Annotated in this window: 14 protein-coding genes; 3 read left to right on the forward strand and 11 right to left on the reverse strand. The window is 65.6% G+C overall.

Annotated features, from left to right (window positions below; translation table 11 throughout):
- Window positions 1-35 precede the first annotated feature (35 nt).
- Window positions 36-779, forward strand: a complete 744-nt coding sequence (locus CK219_RS12090; protein ID WP_224525202.1) for a phosphatidylcholine/phosphatidylserine synthase — start codon at window positions 36-38, stop codon at window positions 777-779.
- A gap of 9 nt (window positions 780-788) precedes the next feature.
- Here the strand turns inward: CK219_RS12090 and CK219_RS12095 are convergent, their stop codons facing one another.
- Window positions 789-3,011, reverse strand: a complete 2,223-nt coding sequence (locus CK219_RS12095) for an AMP-binding protein (protein WP_095766987.1) — start codon at window positions 3,009-3,011, stop codon at window positions 789-791.
- Window positions 3,012-3,312: 301 nt separating this feature from the next.
- Complete coding sequence (locus CK219_RS12100) at window positions 3,313-3,720, reverse strand: 4-oxalocrotonate tautomerase family protein (RefSeq protein WP_095766988.1); 408 nt, start codon at window positions 3,718-3,720, stop codon at window positions 3,313-3,315.
- A 112-nt stretch (window positions 3,721-3,832) separates the two neighbouring features.
- Between CK219_RS12100 and CK219_RS12105 the strand changes: the two genes are divergently transcribed.
- Window positions 3,833-4,687: a LysR substrate-binding domain-containing protein gene (locus tag CK219_RS12105; protein WP_095766989.1), complete on the forward strand. Its 855-nt coding sequence runs from the start codon at window positions 3,833-3,835 to the stop codon at window positions 4,685-4,687.
- Between the two features lie 145 nt (window positions 4,688-4,832).
- On the opposite strand, the gene CK219_RS12110 is transcribed toward CK219_RS12105, so the two are convergent.
- The 3 genes from CK219_RS12110 to CK219_RS12120 form a co-directional block, all read right to left on the reverse strand.
- On the reverse strand, window positions 4,833-5,744 hold the full coding sequence (locus tag CK219_RS12110; RefSeq protein WP_245340459.1) for a DMT family transporter: 912 nt from the start codon (window positions 5,742-5,744) through the stop codon (window positions 4,833-4,835).
- 37 nt (window positions 5,745-5,781) lie between these two features.
- A complete protein-coding gene (locus CK219_RS12115; RefSeq protein WP_095766990.1) occupies window positions 5,782-6,678 on the reverse strand; it encodes a DMT family transporter in 897 nt (298 codons plus the stop codon).
- Window positions 6,679-6,817: 139 nt separating this feature from the next.
- Window positions 6,818-8,314: a peptidase S10 gene (locus tag CK219_RS12120; RefSeq protein ID WP_095767184.1), complete on the reverse strand. Its 1,497-nt coding sequence runs from the start codon at window positions 8,312-8,314 to the stop codon at window positions 6,818-6,820.
- Between the two features lie 318 nt (window positions 8,315-8,632).
- On the opposite strand from CK219_RS12120, the gene CK219_RS12130 reads away from it, so the two are divergent.
- Entirely contained in the window at window positions 8,633-9,139 is a 507-nt protein-coding gene (locus tag CK219_RS12130; protein ID WP_095766991.1) for an OsmC family protein, read from the forward strand.
- Window positions 9,140-9,153: 14 nt separating this feature from the next.
- Here the strand turns inward: CK219_RS12130 and CK219_RS12135 are convergent, their stop codons facing one another.
- The 6 genes from CK219_RS12135 to CK219_RS12165 all read right to left on the reverse strand — a co-directional run bounded on the left by CK219_RS12135 (window position 9,154) and on the right by CK219_RS12165 (window position 15,742).
- On the reverse strand, window positions 9,154-9,378 hold the full coding sequence (locus tag CK219_RS12135; RefSeq protein WP_041008353.1) for a hypothetical protein: 225 nt from the start codon (window positions 9,376-9,378) through the stop codon (window positions 9,154-9,156).
- A 146-nt stretch (window positions 9,379-9,524) separates the two neighbouring features.
- A complete protein-coding gene (locus tag CK219_RS12140; protein ID WP_095766992.1) occupies window positions 9,525-10,268 on the reverse strand; it encodes an SDR family NAD(P)-dependent oxidoreductase in 744 nt (247 codons plus the stop codon).
- A gap of 59 nt (window positions 10,269-10,327) precedes the next feature.
- Window positions 10,328-11,809, reverse strand: coding sequence for an amidophosphoribosyltransferase (gene purF, locus CK219_RS12145; protein ID WP_095766993.1), 1,482 nt, complete (start codon window positions 11,807-11,809; stop codon window positions 10,328-10,330).
- 99 nt (window positions 11,810-11,908) lie between these two features.
- Complete coding sequence (locus CK219_RS12150) at window positions 11,909-12,586, reverse strand: CvpA family protein (RefSeq protein ID WP_095766994.1); 678 nt, start codon at window positions 12,584-12,586, stop codon at window positions 11,909-11,911.
- A 42-nt stretch (window positions 12,587-12,628) separates the two neighbouring features.
- Window positions 12,629-14,032: a DNA repair protein RadA gene (gene radA, locus CK219_RS12155; protein WP_095766995.1), complete on the reverse strand. Its 1,404-nt coding sequence runs from the start codon at window positions 14,030-14,032 to the stop codon at window positions 12,629-12,631.
- Between the two features lie 219 nt (window positions 14,033-14,251).
- On the reverse strand, window positions 14,252-15,742 hold the full coding sequence (locus CK219_RS12165) for a replicative DNA helicase (RefSeq protein WP_095766996.1): 1,491 nt from the start codon (window positions 15,740-15,742) through the stop codon (window positions 14,252-14,254).
- Window positions 15,743-16,201: the final 459 nt, after the last annotated feature.

Below are 16,201 nucleotides of genomic sequence, written 5' to 3' on the forward strand. Positions count from 1 at the left end.
GCGGCGGCCCGCGCATCCGCGAGATCCCGATGCGCATGGTGCTGCCCAACCTGGTCACCGTGCTTGCCATCTGCGCCGGCCTATCCGGCATCCGCTTCGCCTTCGAGAACCGCTTCGAGATCGCTGTGGTCATGGTGTTGCTTGCCGCCTTCCTCGACGGCATCGACGGGCGACTGGCGCGCATGCTGAAGGCGACTTCGAAATTCGGCGCCCAGATGGATTCGCTGGCTGATATCGTCAATTTCGGCGTGGCGCCGGCCCTGGTGCTCTATGCTTTCCTGCTCGACCGCGCCGGCTCGCCAGGCTGGATCGCCGCACTTCTCTTCACCATCGCTTGCGGCATGCGGCTGGCCCGCTTCAACGTTCTGGCCGATGACGCCGAGCAACCGGCCTGGCAGACCGAATATTTCGTCGGCGTGCCGGCCCCGGCGGGTGCTGTGCTGGTCATGCTGCCGCTCTATCTTTATTTCCTACGGCTCGGTCTGGAGCCCAGCCGGCCGGCCGCCTTCGTCGCCACCGGCTTTACCGTGCTGGTCGCTTTCCTTCTGGTCAGCCGCCTGCCGGTCTATTCGGGCAAGAGCGTCAAGGTGCCGGGCGACAGGGTGCTGCCGGTCATCCTCGGCGTCGTGCTCTACATCCTCTTGCTGATGACCTATCCCTGGTACACGCTGACGGCTTCCGTCGCTGGGTACCTGCTTTTCCTGCCGTTGTCGGTGCGCGCCTATTCCAAGCGGGCCATGCGCGAAGGCGAGAAGGTGCCGCCGTCGGATATCGGGTAGCGCTGCGCCCTAGGCCGCCGCACTCAGCCCCAGCCGGTCGATCGCCAGCTTGCGCGCCGAAATGTAATCCGTCTTGCCCGAGCCCAGCACCGGGATCTCTTCCACCTTGATGATGTCGTTGGGCACCATCAGCTCGGCCGCGCCGGCCTTCTTGCCGAACTGGCGCAGCTCCTCGGCATTGGCTTCGTCGGCGGTGGTAACCAGCACGATGCGCTCGCCGCGCCTCTTGTCGGGCACTGCCACCGCCGCGTGGCGTTCTTCCGGCCATAGGGACTGCACCAGCATCTCGACGGCGCCCAGCGACACCATCTCGCCGGCGATCTTGGCGAAGCGCTTGGCCCGCCCCCGTATGGTGATGAAGCCCTCGCGGTCGACCGAGACGATATCGCCGGTGTCGTGCCAGCCTTCCAGCCGCTGCAATTCGCCGGGACGGTCGGCGGTCATGTAGCCCATCATCATGTTCGGCCCGTCGAGCCACAGCCGGCCGCCCTCGGCGATGCCTTCGACCGGCTCCAGCTTCATGCGGATCGCCGGCAGCGGCCGCCCGACTGTGCCGTCGCGGCTGTGGATGGCGGTGTTCACCGCCACCACGGGCGCGGCCTCGGTCAGCCCGAACCCTTCCACGATCGAGGCCTGGAAACGGTCGCGGTAGGTGCGCCGCGTTTCCGGCTTCACCGCTTCGGCGCCGGCCACGACAAAGCGCAGGCTGGAGAAGTCGCCGTCCTTGGCGGTGCGGGCGTAGTTGGCCAGAAAAGTGTCGGTGCCGAACATCACGGTCGGCTTCACCTTGCGGGCGATCTCTGGGATGATCTTGTAGTGCAGCGGCGAGGGGTAGAGGAACAGCTTAACGCCCAGCACCAGCGGCAGGATGGTGCCGCCGGTCAACCCGAAGGAATGGAACACCGGCAGCACGTTGAGCAGGATGTCGGCCGGCGAGACGGAGACGCGCGCCTCGGCCTGCATGACATTGGCAAGCAGGTTGCGGTTCGACAGCACCACCGCCTTCGGCGTGCCTTCCGAGCCGGAGGTGAACAGGATGACAGCGGGCTTCGAGGCTTGCTGCCGCTGCAGTGGCAAACGCCACAGAAGCGCGGCGGCAACCTTGTCCAGGGTCGTCACATTGGCGCGCACATCTTCCAGCCACAGCATCTTGGCGCCACCCGCCTCGACCGCTGCGACGATGTCGTCGATGCCCGCCTTTTCGATGAAGGCGCGGGAGGAAACCACCGTCCTGATGACAGCAGTGCGGACCGCCGCGGTCACGCTCGCCGGGCCGGCGGTGTAGTTGATCATCGCCGCCACGCGGGCAGCTGAGACCAGGCCGACGAAGGTAAGCACCACGCCATTGGCGTTGGGCAACAGCACGCCGACCGCTTCGCCGGGCGCGGTCACCGCCTCGAAATGGCGGCCGAGCACGCGAGCGCCGATGAACAGCTTACGGTAGCTGAGCGAACCGGAAATCACATCCTCGATGATGGGGCGCGAAGGTCCGATGCGGTCGGCGGCGTCGCGCATGGCGAGGAAGAGCCCGCGATCGAGATTGGTGCCGTAAAGCCGTGCCTCGGCGAACCGGTCGAACAGCGCGTTGGTGTTGGATGCCATGTCGGGGTTGCACGCCACCAGCTCGGCGATGGTCATCGGCTCCAGCACACTCATCGAAAGCCGCGGGAACCAGTGGCGCGGCGCTTTTTCCTTCGGCGTCAGCGACACCGGCAGGTCACGCGTGCCGGCAACGAAGATCGGCACGATGCGTGCATCGGCCTGCATGGCGATGCGGGTGATGGCGCGAAACAGCCGGAACGATTTGACGTCCGGCTCGACATTGTCCGGCAGGTAGACGGCGAGCCGCCCCTTGCCCTTCAGCACGCGCACCAGCCGGCGGCTGACGAAGATATGTTCGGCGTTGAAGGCGATGGTACGCGCAAGCTCGCGCCACGGCTCCAGCCAGGGCGAGCGCGCCGAAGCCTCGTCCAAGATATGCAGCGTGTCGTCGGGAAGCAGCGACAGCATCAGCGCCGGTTCGATGCGCGATTGGTGCCAGACGACATAGATGACCGGCGTCTTGGCGCTGCGGGCGATGCGCATGCGATTGTCGGCGATGCGGTAGGCGAGCTTGAACGGCACATAGAGCAGCGCCTGGGTGAAGCGCAGGTCGAGCCGGAACCGCTCGATCACGGCAATCAGCAGCCAGGCAAAGACAAGGCCCGCCAGCAGCGCCAGGGTCAGGATCATGCCGCTCTCTCCCAGTCTCCTCCAGGGCGCGGCTCTTGAGCGACCGCTTCGGTGGCAGAGGGTAGCGGAAGTGCGGGCAAGGTCAATGCGGGGTCGGAGAGCTTTCCTTTCTCCCCTTGTGGGAGAAGGTGGATCGGCGCGCAGCGCCGAGACGGATGAGGGGTGTTGGAAGAAATGAGGCGCTGGAAAATCCAGCTCTTGAGGCGCTTAGCTTGCGACGCCGCGCTCCGTCCAACACCCCTCATCCGACCGAGCTTCGCTTGGCCACCTTCTCCCACAAGGGGAGAAGGGGAAGACGGCGCTACGCCGCCTTCAACCTTCCGCTGATGAAGCGGAACTCCTGGCTTTTGCCGCCATAGCCATAAGCCGCCGCCGGCACTTCGTGCACGAAGGCGTAGCTTTCCTCATGCACGCCGCCCAGCAGCCGGCCGAAGGCCTCGAAGATCGCCTTGAGATAGGCTTCGAGCTCGAGCTTGGTGTTGGTGCCGTCGACCACCTTGATATCCAGCCAGAACGTGTTGGTACCGTACTCGGCCAGCGACTTGCCGCCGGCGAACCAGTGCTGCGGATCGATGTAGTTGACGGCGACCGCGGTGATCGTCGGATCCTTGTGCAACAGCTTCGCGGTGATTTCGGTCGCCACCCTGGCGATTGCGGCGGACAGCTTGGCATCCGGCTTGCCGGTGACGCTCACATTGATGATCGGCATTTTTCTATCCTCCGAGTTGGGCGCCTCGCGCCGACGATGGGAGGACCATGCCATCGGCATGGCATCAATAAAATCGAATTGTTTTTGATAAATAGTTCGATAGCATTGAAGTATGGAAACGCTCGATCCGGATCTTCTGAAAACCTTCCTTGCCTTTGTCGACGGCGGCTCGCTCGCCAAGGCCGCATCCACCGTCGGCCGCACACCGTCAGCGGTGACCGCGCAGATGCAGCGGCTGGAGGAGATCGTCGGCGAGCCGCTGCTCATCCCGCAGGGCAGGGGACGCGGGCTGACGCCGGCCGGCGAAGATCTTGTCGGCCATGCGCGACGCATCCTTACCGTCCACACCGAAGCCTGGCTGGCGCTGAAAGGCGCGCGCGCCGGCGGCCGCATCGCCATCGGCACGACGCAGGATTTCGCCGATCAGGGCCTGCCGGACCTGCTCCGGGCCTTCGCCGCCAGCCACCCGCGCGTCAGGGTCGAGCTGCGCGTTGGCCGTTCCATGGAACTCGGGTCGGCCCTGCAGGCAGGCCAGCTCGACCTCGCGATCACCATGCGCCATGCCCCGTCGCCGGATGAAGCGGCCCTGATCAGCGAGCCGATCCTGTGGCTCTGCTCGGAAAAAGGCTTGGCGGCGCGGCAGGAAGCGGTACCGTTGGCCCTGCTCGATCCCTATTGCGGCTTCAGGGAGGCGGCGCTCAATGCGCTCGACGCAGCCGGCCGCCGCTATCGCATCGCCGCCGGCAGCGCCAGCCTTGCCGGCCTGCGCGCGGCGGTCGATGCCGGCATCGCGCTGACGCCGCGCACCCGGCGTTTCGCCCATTCCGGCATCGTCGAGGCATCTGCCGGTTTCGACCTCCCGCCGCTGCCGATGGCCGATTTCGCCATCCGGCTCGGCCGCGAAGCCACGCGTCCCGCGCGGGACCTGGCGGAGCTGCTTGCCGGCGGCCTGGCCCTTCCGTCCTGAGGCCGGTCGCCCAAAGAAAAAGCCGACCTTTTTGAGGGTCGGCTTCTAGTCGGACGGGTCGAGGGGTTTGGGGGGACTTGGGGGGTGACCCGTCGATCCAATAATGCTCCGCGCGGATGATGGTTCCGTGACCGGCGAAATATTTTTATGAACCCGCCGATTTCGCCTTCAGCCAGTCGCGTCCGGCATGCGCAAAGACCGCGCAAAGCACGATGGCGCCGCCGATGATGCTGGCCATCGGTGGGAGTTCGCCCAGAAACAGCAGGGCAAACAGGATGGCGAACGGCACCTCTGCGGAACCGAGCAGGCCGGCTTCCGCCGACGGGATCAGCCGCGAGCCTTCCGTCCACAGGATCGAGGCGAGCGCGAAAGAGCAGCCGAAGGTGGCAAGCAGCGCCACGTCGCGGGCGGACACGGCCAGCGGATCGGTGACGAACCAGCCGAGCACGAAAAGCAGGAAGGCCGAGACAGCGCCCGCCCACACGACCGGCGAGTCGCGAAAAGCGCGCACCATGATCATGTAGAGCGCGCTGCCGGCGGTCATCAGCAGCGCCAGGGCGTCGCCGAACAGGTGCCCGCTGCCGAGGCCGGCGCCCACCATAATGGCGACGCCGCAAAGCGATACGGCCGCCGCGATCATCGTCTGCAGCCGGATTTTTTCCCGCACCAGAAGGAAGGCGAGCAGTGCGGCGATGAAGGGCGAGGTCGCGTAGATCACCGCGACATTGGCGACATAGGTGAATTTGAAGGCCGAGATGAAGGCGATGCTGGCGGCGGCGCCCTCGACCGCAAGCAGCCAGCCCCGCCAGCCGAGTTTCAGGCGCCCGTCCGAGCGGCGCCGGCGCCACAGCACGTAGAAGCTGATCAGGATCGAGCCGAAAAAACCGCGCCAGCAGGTGATCGTCAGCGGATCGGCATGGATCGACTTGGTCAGCACGCCGGTGAGCGCGAAGGCGATCGCCGATGCCGACACCAGGATGATGCCGAGCGTGCGCTCGGCAGCCACGTCGGCGGCGGCAGGCGCAAGCTTTTCCGGCATGTCGAGCGTGTCCGTCATGGCGCCAGCCTACCCAGTTGCTCCTGACAGCCTTCCGTCATGAGGCCTGCTCCCGTCTGCGGAAATGCTCGTTGCCGACGATGAGCAGGCCGGCGCCGATGATCAGCGCCGCGCCCATGAACACTTTCGTGCGCGGCACGTCGCCCCAGATGGCGTAGCCCAGCGCGAAGGCCCAGACCAGTGAAGTGTATTCGAAGGGTGCGATAATCGACACCGGCGCGCGCTTCATGCCTTCGAACAGCACATATTGCGCCACCCCGCCGAGTGCCCCGACGCTGACAAGCAAAAGAAGCTGCCGCCAATCGGGCATGCGCCACCAAAGCAGCGCCGGCACGGCCGAGAAGAGCAGGAAATAGAAATTGTTGAGCACGAGCTGGATCGTCGTGCGCTCCTGCAGCGCCGTCTTGCGCAGCAGCACCACGGCGATCCCCCAAAGGACGGCCGCTGCCAGCACCAGGAGCACCGGCACGGAGAGGCCGAGTCGGGTCGGATCGCAGGCGATGAAGACGCCGACGAAGCCGATGAACACCGCCAGCCAGCGCAGCAGCGGCACCGTCTCGCCCAGGATCAGCACGGACAGCACGGTGACGATGATCGGCGCGGCGTAATAGATGGTGGTGAGCTCGGCAAGCTGCAGCGAGCGCGCGGCGTTGTAGTAGCAAAGCCAGGCGGCGAGCGTGAAGGCGCTGCGCACCAGCATCGGCCTGACGATCGGCGAATCGATCGTGTCGGCGAACAGCCGCCTGCCGCCGACCGCGCCGCAGGCGACGAGCACGGTGATCGAGCGGACGAACATGATCTGCCAGACCGTCATGCCAGCGACCAGGAGCTTGATCGAGGCATCCTGCGCCGAAAACAGGAAATAGGCCGCGGCCGTGAACAGGATGCCGGCCAGCACCCTTTCGCGGCTTTCCAGGATGACGACATCGGCCATAAGGGCTCAGCGTGTTTGCGTGAGGCGGTTCCGCCCCGGTCGGGACCGTTGCTCCAGCTATAGGGGCGAAAGCTTGCACTGCGCTGCTCCAGCGCAGCGCTTGCGTTGGCGCAGGTTGTTCGCCGGAGGCCGGTCGGGGCTACTGCGTCGCCTGATAAAGCTCCGATGCCGCATCCTTCAGCGCGCGTCGGCCATCGGGCCGCAGATACATCATGTGGCCGCCCTCGATGACGTCGAGCCGGATCGGCTTGGCGTCCCATAGCGAAGGAAGCTGGTTCACCAGATAGCGCGAGGCGAGATAGGGCGTGATGAGATCGGTATAGCCGTTGACGATGACGACACCCAGCGCCGGGTTGAGCGAACGCGCCCGCTGCAGGTCGTTCATCACACCGGCATAGCCCTGGCCCGATGTGCCGTAATCCCAGCTGCGGCTGACCTCGCCATTGAGCAGCCGGTAGCTGACGTCGGTGCGGTAGTTCAGCTCGTCGCGGGCGTAAGCGACGAAGGCGGAGGTCAGCACCGGAACGCTGCGGTCGAGCACCGGGTCGGGGCCGGCCTCACGGGCGCTTTGCGGCGCGATGTCGGCAGTGCCGATGGTGGCGTCGTAGGGGCTCAGAACCTTGCCGGTGGCGCGCTGGAATTCCTTGGCGAAAAGCCCGATGGGGATGCGGGCGAAATTGCGCTGGACGAGCTCCAGCGGCAGGCCGATGATCTCCGAAACGCGCCCGCTGGCGAGTTTGCCGCCTTGCTCCAGCCCGCTGTTCAGCGCCGTCAGGTAATCGCCGAGCGCATAATGCTCGACCTCGGCCAGCCTGTCGCGCAACGCGTCGCCGCTCACGCCGTCGGCCTTGAGCCGCGTCGCCGCCAGCGAAGGCAGCTCCAGCGCCCAGTGCAGCTGGTCGAACTGGTCGGGCCGCACCAGCATGAACTCCAGCGCCGGCGAGATCAGCACGATGCCGCTGGGGCTGAGGCCGACATCCTCCTGCAGCGTGCGGGCAAGCAGCGCGGCGCGAAAGCCGCCATAGCTCTCGCCGGCGAGGAACAGCGGCGATCCGGTGCGGCCGTTCTGCACCAGATAGAGGCGGATGAAGGCGCCGACCGAGCTGGCGTCGGCATCCACGCTCCAGAATTCCTTCGGTTCGTGACCCGGCGCCTCGCGGCTATAGCCGGTGCCGACCGGATCGACGAAGACGAGATCGCTCATGTCGAGCCAGCTGTCGGGGTTGTCGATGAGCTTCTGCGGCGGCCGCAGGAACTCGCCGTCGGCGGCGGTCTCGACGATGCGCGGTCCGATCGCGCCGAGATGCAGGTAAGCAGACGCGGCACCGGGCCCGCCGTTGAAGACGAAGGTGATCGGCCGCTCCTTCGCCGGGGCGGGCGATTGCTCCGAGTAGGCGACATAGAAGATCTCGGCCGTCACCTCGCCCTTGCCGGATAGGAGGGACAGCGTGCCGGCCTTGGCCTGGTAATCCAGCTTGCGCCCGCCGAGCGTGATCGAATGCTCTGTCACCTGCGGAGGCGGCAACAGCGACAGCACGCCGCCGGTCGGGGCTGGACGCTCGGGTGCTTCGGCGAAGGTGGGCTGAGCGAAGGCGGCGAGCGCCAGCAGGACGAGGGAGACGAGCTTGGATCGCATGTGGGCTCCGGAAATGGTCTCGGAATAGGTATGGCCTGGGCGTGTGAAGTCAAAACAACAATCGCAAACGTTGCGATCCTTCGCGCCCCCCTCTGCCCTGCCGGGCATCTCCCCCTCAAGGGGGGAGATCAGATGTCGCGTCGGCCTTCGCCATTCTCCCACGCTCGCTAATCTCCCACGCTGCGGAAAGGGCGCCGCCGGAGAAGCTGCCAATCTCCCCCCAAGAGGGGGAGATGTCCGGCAGGACAGAGGGGGGCGCTGTTCCGCTGGCATATCAGTGCTATCAAGGCATCAAAGGCTGATCGGAAGGACAACACAATGGACGCAACCGCGCTCAAGGCCGTGCAGGCCCCGTTGAAGGAAGCCTATCGCGAGGACGCCGCCAAGGCGCTGATCACGCTGAGAGCCCGCGGCACGCTCGACGACCAGTCGATCGCCTGCAAGGTGGAGACCGGTAGGGCGCTTGCTGTCGCCGGGCTTCATCCGGCCACCGGCGGCTCGGGCCTCGAGCTGTGCTCGGGAGACATGCTGCTGGAAGCGCTGGTCGCCTGCGCCGGCGTGACGCTGAAAGCGGTGGCGACCGCCTTAGAGTTCAAGCTCGGCAACGCTACCGTCGAGGCCGAGGGCGATCTCGATTTTCGCGGCACGCTGGGCGTCGCCCGCGACGCGCCGGTCGGCTTCCGCGAGATAAGGCTGAAATTCGATCTCGACACCGACGAGCCGCAAGAGCGCATCGATTCACTCATCAAGCTCACCGAGCGCTACTGCGTGGTGTTCCAGACGATCAACAACAAGCCGGCGTTGAGCGTGAGCGCGCGGCGCTGAAACGACGCCTCGCGCTACTGCGCCGAAGGCGTTTCCGCATCCCCTTCATCGGTGAACGGCGAAGCGCTCGGCACGCATTGCACGGCCCATCCCTGCGGCGTCGGCTGCTTCTGATATTCGGTGATGGCGTTGGTGCATTGTTCGCGGGTGTCGAAGGTGCTGGGCAGCACCACCATGCCGCCTTGCGGGCCGGCGATCACCAGATACCAGACCAACGCTACGCTGGGAGTAGCAGCCATGGGAATTCCTCGCTTTGAAATGTCGGAGTCGGGCCGATCCTAGCAACTCCCATGGAGCAGCGAAAGCAGCGAGGCGGCACACGCTTTCGCCGCTCCGTTCACAGACCCGTGAATAGAGGGGTTGCGACGCCTCAGGCACCCAGGCTTTATTCCGGCTGCCGGTAGGCGACGAAGCGGTTGTGCTTGGCCTGGAAGATCAGGCCGGTCTCCTTCAGTTCCGGGCTTGCCAGGGGCACGATGCGCTTGGCGATCTCGGACGGATGCGGCAGCGTCTCCGGGTCTTCGCCGGGCATGGCCTGCGCGCGCATTGCGGTGCGGGTTGCGCCGGGATCGGCGGCGTTCACCCGCAACGGCAGGCTCTCCGTTTCATGTGCCCAGGAACGCATCATCGTTTCGACCGCCGCTTTCGAGGCCGCGTAGGGCGCCCAGAAGGCGCGCGCCGAATGCGCCGCATTGGAAGTGAGAATGACGGCGCGGCCGGCGTCGGAGAGCCTGAGCAGCGGATCGACCGAGCGGATCAGCCGCCAGGTCGCCGTCACGTTGATGGTCATCACCTTCTCGAAGGTCTTGGCCTCGACATGGCCGATCGGCGAGATGACGCCGAGCACGCCGGCATTGGCGACTAGGATATCGAGCTTGCCCCAGCGCTCATGGATCGCGCCGCCCAGCCGGTCGATGCCGGCCATGTCGGCAAGATCGAGCGGCACCAGCGTCGCCTGGCCGCGGCCGTCGGCCTTGATCTGGTCGTCCAGCTCTTCCAGCCCGCCCACTGTGCGCGCCACCGCGATCACATGCGCGCCGGCCGCAGCCAGCTCCCTGGCGATGAAATAGCCGATGCCGCGCGAGGCGCCGGTGACGACCGCCACGCGGCCTGAAAGGTCGAGGGTCATGTGAGAAATTCCATAAGGCGCGAAACAGCTCGGCGAAGGCAATTGATAGTCCGGGCGCCCTACGCCCCGCCGCTCGCCAGCAGCGACAGCGTGCGCACATTGTCGTGGCCTTCGAAGTCGAGCAGGCGGGTGGGGTACTGTCCCGTGAAGCAGGCGTCGCAGAATTGCGGCTGGTCGTTGTCGCGGCGTGCCTCGCCGACGGCGCGGTAGAGCCCGTCGATCGACAGGAAGCCGAGCGAATCGACGCGGATGAACTCCGCCATCTCCTCGACCGACATGCGCGATGCCAAGAGCTTCGACTTCTCCGGCGTGTCGACGCCATAGAAGCAGGAGGCACTTGTCGGCGGCGAGGCGATGCGCATATGCACTTCCCTGGCGCCGGCGTCGCGCACCATCTGCACGATCTTCTGGCTGGTGGTACCGCGCACGATCGAATCGTCGACCAGCACCACGCGCTTGCCCTCGATCATGCGGCGGTTGGCGTTGTGCTTGAGCTTCACGCCCATGTGGCGGATGGAATCGCCTGGCTGGATGAAGGTGCGGCCGACATAATGGTTGCGGATGATGCCGAGCTCGAAGGGAATGCCGGCAGCCTGCGAGAAGCCGATCGCGGCCGGCGTGCCGGAATCCGGCACCGGCACGACGATGTCGGCCTCGACCGGGCTTTCCTGCGCGAGTTCCGCGCCGATGCGCTTCCTCACATCATAGACGTTGCGGCCTTCGACCGAGGAATCCGGCCGCGCGAAATAGACATATTCGAAGATACAGAAGCGCGTCTTCTGCGGCTCGAACGGGAAGATGCTCTCGATGCCCTTCGCGGTGACCACCACCATCTCGCCGGGCTTGATGTCGCGCACGAAGCGGGCGCCGATGATGTCGAGCGCGCAGGTTTCGGACGCGAGGATCCAGGCGCCGTCGAGGTCGCCAAGCACCAGCGGGCGGATGCCCAGCGGATCGCGGCAGCCGATCATCTTCTTGGCGGTCATTGCCACCAGCGAGAAGGCGCCTTCGACCTGGCGGATCGCATCGATGAAACGCGAATTCAAATCGCGCTCCTTGCTGGTCGCGACCAGATGCAGCAGCGTCTCTGTGTCGGAGGTCGAGGAGAAGATCGAGCCCTGCTTCTGCAGCGCGCGCTGCACGGTGAGCGCGTTGGTGAGATTGCCGTTGTGAGCCACGGCAAGACCGCCTTCCGCGAGCTCGGCGAAGAAGGGCTGGATGTTGCGCAGCCCGGCGCCGCCGGTGGTGGCGTAGCGCGTGTGGCCGATGGCGCGGTTGCCTTGCAGGCTGTCGATGACGCGCTGTTTGGTGAAGGTATCGCCGATCAGGCCGACATGGCGTTCGACATGGAACTGGGTGCCGTCATAGGAGACGATGCCGGCCGCTTCCTGGCCGCGATGCTGCAGGGCATGAAGGCCGAGTGTGACGATGGCCGCCGCGTCCTGCCGGCCGAAGATGCCGAACACGCCGCATTCGTCATGAAAATGATCGTCGGCCTCGGCGGAAAGGACCTTGCCTTCATCTGCCGTTGAGTCTGCCATCTGGTGCTCAAGCTCCGCTAAAGCCGCCATATAAGGTGATCTTTCGCCGAACGCAACGCACGCTTTTGCATTCACAACCGGCACCAGGCCGGTCTGCGATCAGTTTGCCGGCGCTGGAGCCGGGGCGGGCGCTGGCGTGGCCGGCGCCGGCTCGTTGTCGGCAGGCGCCTCGCCCTCGCTGTCGTCTGGCGCCGGCGCGTTGTCGTCGCCTGATGGCGGCTCGGCCGCGGGCTGGTCGGTCGTGGCCGGCGCGCCGGCCTGCGGCGTGCCCTTATGGGTGTATTTGTTGACCAGTTCCTCGGTGTTTTCCGGCAGCACGCTTTCGAGCTTGGCGCCGATCGTCTCCAGCAACGGCCGCGACTTGGCGTTGGCGATCCAGGCAGGCGCCTTGGCGCCAGCCAGCCAGTTGAAGAACAGCAGCGCCACCGCGACCACCAGGATGCCGCGCGCCGCGCCATAGAGAAAGCCGAGCGTGCGGTCGAGCGCGCCGATGCGCGAATCGATGATCCAGTCGGCGAGCTTCATGGTGATGACGGAGACGACGATCAGCGCGATGAGGAAGACTATGCCCGCCGAAGCCGCCATCGCGATCTTGTCGTTGTCGACATAGGGCTGAACATAGGGCAGGACCGGCTTGTAGAAGAAGAAAGCCGCCGCCGCCGCCGCCGCCCAGGAAACCACCGAGAGCACTTCGCGGGAGAAGCCGCGCACCATGGCGAGCATTGCTGAGACCAGGGTGAAGCCGACGAGGATTCCGTCAAGCAGCGTAATCGGCATGGTTCTCGCCCCACTTCCTGTCTTACGGCCCGACGAGCCGCATCACTCCCCGTCGTCGGCACGACCGCGCCGTGAGCCGGCTATGCGCGCCACAAGGTCGGCAAGCTCGGTGGGCTGGAAAGCGCCGGCCCCGATTCCCCCGGCAAGTTCCTCGCTGCCGAGCGGCAGCACCGCGCTTCCAAAACCCAGCTTTTCGGCTTCCTTGAGGCGCTGCTGCGCATGCGCAACCGGCCTCACAGCGCCCGATAGGCTGATTTCGCCGAAATAGACGCAATCGGCGGGAAGGGCAAGACCGGTGAGTGACGAAACCAGCGCCGCGGCGACCGCGAGATCGGCCGCCGGCTCCGAGATCCGATAGCCGCCGGCGACGTTGAGATAGACGTCGTGCTGGCCGAAGCGGACGCCGCAATGCGCCTCCAGCACGGCGAGCACCATCGACAGCCGCGCGCCGTCCCAGCCGACGACGGCGCGGCGCGGCGTGCCGAGCGAGGAGGGTGCGACAAGCGCCTGGATCTCGACCAGCACCGGCCTCGTGCCTTCCATGCCTGCGAAAACCGCGGCGCCCGGGGACTTTGCATGGCGCTCGCCGAGGAAAAGCTCGGATGGATTGGAAACCTCGCGCAGCCCCTTGTCCGACATTTCGAACACGCCGATCTCGTCGGTCGGCCCAAAGCGGTTCTTCACCGTGCGCAGGATGCGGAAGTGGTGATTGCCTTCGCCCTCGAAGTAGAGCACGCCGTCAACCATGTGCTCGACGACGCGAGGGCCGGCGATCTGGCCTTCCTTGGTGACATGGCCGACGAGCACGATCGCCGCGCCTGTGGATTTCGCGTAGCGGATCATCGCCTGGGCGGCGGCGCGCACCTGGGTGACGGTGCCCGGCGCCGAATCGGCAAGGTCCGTCCACAGCGTCTGGATGGAATCGAGGATGACGAGGTCCGGCCGCTTGCCGTCGGCGATGGTTGCCAGGATGTCCTCGACATTGGTTTCGGCCGCAAGCTCGACCGGCGTCGAGGCGACGCCGAGGCGTTGTGCCCGCAGCCGGATCTGCGCCACCGCTTCCTCGCCCGAGACATAGACAATGCGGTGGCCTTTCGAGGCGAGCGCAGCGGCAGCTTGCGTCAAAAGCGTCGACTTGCCGATGCCGGGATCGCCGCCGACGAGAAGCGCCGAGCCGCGCACGAAGCCGCCGCCGGTGGCGCGGTCGAGCTCGCCGATGCCCGACACGATGCGCGGTGCGTCCTCGATGTCGCCCGACAGGCTGGTCAGCACCACCGCACGCCCTTTGCGGGCGTTGCGCGTGTTGGCCGGTCCCGAGCCGATGCCGCCGGACGTGCCTTCCTCGACCAGCGTGTTCCACTCGCCGCAGGCATCGCATTTGCCGGCCCAGCGCTGATGCACCGAGCCGCAATTCTGGCAGATGAACTGAACGCGCGATTTGGCCATTAGGGACGGCCCAACATTGGATAGGCCGGCGGGACAGCGCCCCCCTCTGTCCTGCCGGACATCTCCCCCGCAAGGGGGGAGATCGGCAGTTTCGCCGACGGCGCCCATCTTGCAACGTCGGCGATTGGCGAAAGCCGATGCGACATCCAATCTCCCCCCTTGAGGGGGAGATGTCCGGCAGGACAGAGAGGGGGGTGACGGAGTGAGACCTGTCTCAACTCACTCGAACCTCTCCGGCAGATGATGCTCTTCCGCCAGATCCGAGAACCGCGTGAATTCGCCGTGGAAGGCCAGGCTGACGGTGCCGGTCGGCCCGTGGCGCTGCTTGGCGATGATGCACTCGGCCTTGCCGCGCGCTTCATTCATCTCGTTTTCCCACTTGATGTATTCCTCGGTGCCGAGCTTCGGCTCGCGGTTCTTGAGGTAATATTCCTCGCGATAGACGAACAGCACCACGTCGGCGTCCTGCTCGATGGAGCCGGATTCGCGCAGGTCCGAGAGCTGCGGGCGCTTGTCGTCGCGGCTTTCGACCTGACGCGACAGCTGCGACAGCGCGATGATCGGCACGCCGAGCTCCTTGGCCAAAGCCTTCAGGCCCGTGGTGATCTCGGTGATTTCCTGCACGCGGTTCTGCGAGGCGCGCGCGGAGGAGCCCTGCATCAGCTGGATATAGTCGATGACGATGAGATCGAGGCCGCGCTGGCGCTTCAGACGCCGCGCGCGGGCGGAAAGCTGCGCGATCGAGATACCACCGGTCTGGTCGATGAACAGCGGGATCTTCTGCATCGTCTGCGAGCAGGCGACGAGTTTTTCGAAATCCATCTCGGTGATCTCGCCGCGGCGGATCTTCGAGGACGAGATCTCGGTCTGCTCGGAGATGATGCGGGTGGCGAGCTGCTCCGACGACATTTCGAGCGAGAAGAAGCCGACGACGCCGCCGTTGGCGGCCTTGAAGCTGCCATCGGCCTGCTGCGCCGGAACGTAAGCCTCGGCGATGTTGAAGGCGATGTTGGTGGCCAAGGAGGTCTTGCCCATGCCCGGGCGCCCCGCGAGCACGATCAAGTCGGAGGGTTGCAGGCCGCCCATGCGGCGATCGAGGTCGCGCAAGCCGGTGGCGATGCCCGACAGGTGGCCGTCACGCATATAGGCGGCGTTGGCCATGTCGACGGCGGTCTTGACCGCATCGTTGAAGCTCTCGAAGCCGCCGTCATAGCGGCCCGTTTCGGCAAGCTCGAACAGCCGCCGTTCGGCATCCTCGATCTGGTCGGAGGGCGACATGTCGACCGGCGCGTCATAGGCGATGTTGACCATGTCCTCGCCGACGGTGATCAGCGCGCGGCGCGTCGCAAGGTCGTAGATGGCGCGGCCATAGTCGGTGGCGTTGACGACGGTGACGGCCTCGACGGCGAGGCGCACGACATATTGCGCCACTGTCATGTCGCCGACCTTCTCGTCGGCCGGCAGGAAGGTCTTGAGCGTGATCGGCGTCGCAATCTTGCCCATGCGGATGAGCTCGGCCGCGATCTCGAAGATGCGGCGGTGCAGCGGCTCGTAGAAATGCGCCGGCTTTAAGAAATCGGAGACACGATAGAAGGCGTCGTTGTTGACGAGGATGGCGCCGAGCAGCGCCTGCTCGGCCTCGATGTTGTTCGGTGCTTCGCGATAGAGCGGCGTTTCCGCCGCGCCGAATTTCAGTGCCGCCTCTGCCATGATATCCCCGGTTTTGATCCCGCTGTCCTCGATATCAGAACGGGAAGATTCGATGCTGACCTTTCTGCAACACCCTCGGTCCAACCAGCTTGACGCCCCAATGTTCACAGGATCGGCAAACCATCCACAGGACAGTATTCCGGGGGCCTGATTCCGGTTGACTCGGCAAGCGGCCATTCTTAGTTGCAAATTTGGAACGAAGCAAGAACATTCGGGCGACCGATTGTCGTCGAACGCTCGCTCACAACCGACCAGCCGCATCCGCTCGCGCAAAGAATCGCGGACGTCCTCGCTGATCGCCAAAGTAGCAAGTTGCTTCTTTTGGGCGTTCACCTTCGAGATTAGCCGAAACGTTGGTGAAATCGTCATTCACGGGCGCGAAGCGACGCGCGCAGACCCGAGGATCCATTCCGTGACCTGTGAGCGTCGCGGCGAGCCAGAACGAGCTCGTTCTGCGCC

It is taken from the genome of Mesorhizobium sp. WSM4313 (assembly GCF_002294725.1).
Classification (GTDB): Bacteria; Pseudomonadota; Alphaproteobacteria; order Rhizobiales; family Rhizobiaceae; genus Mesorhizobium.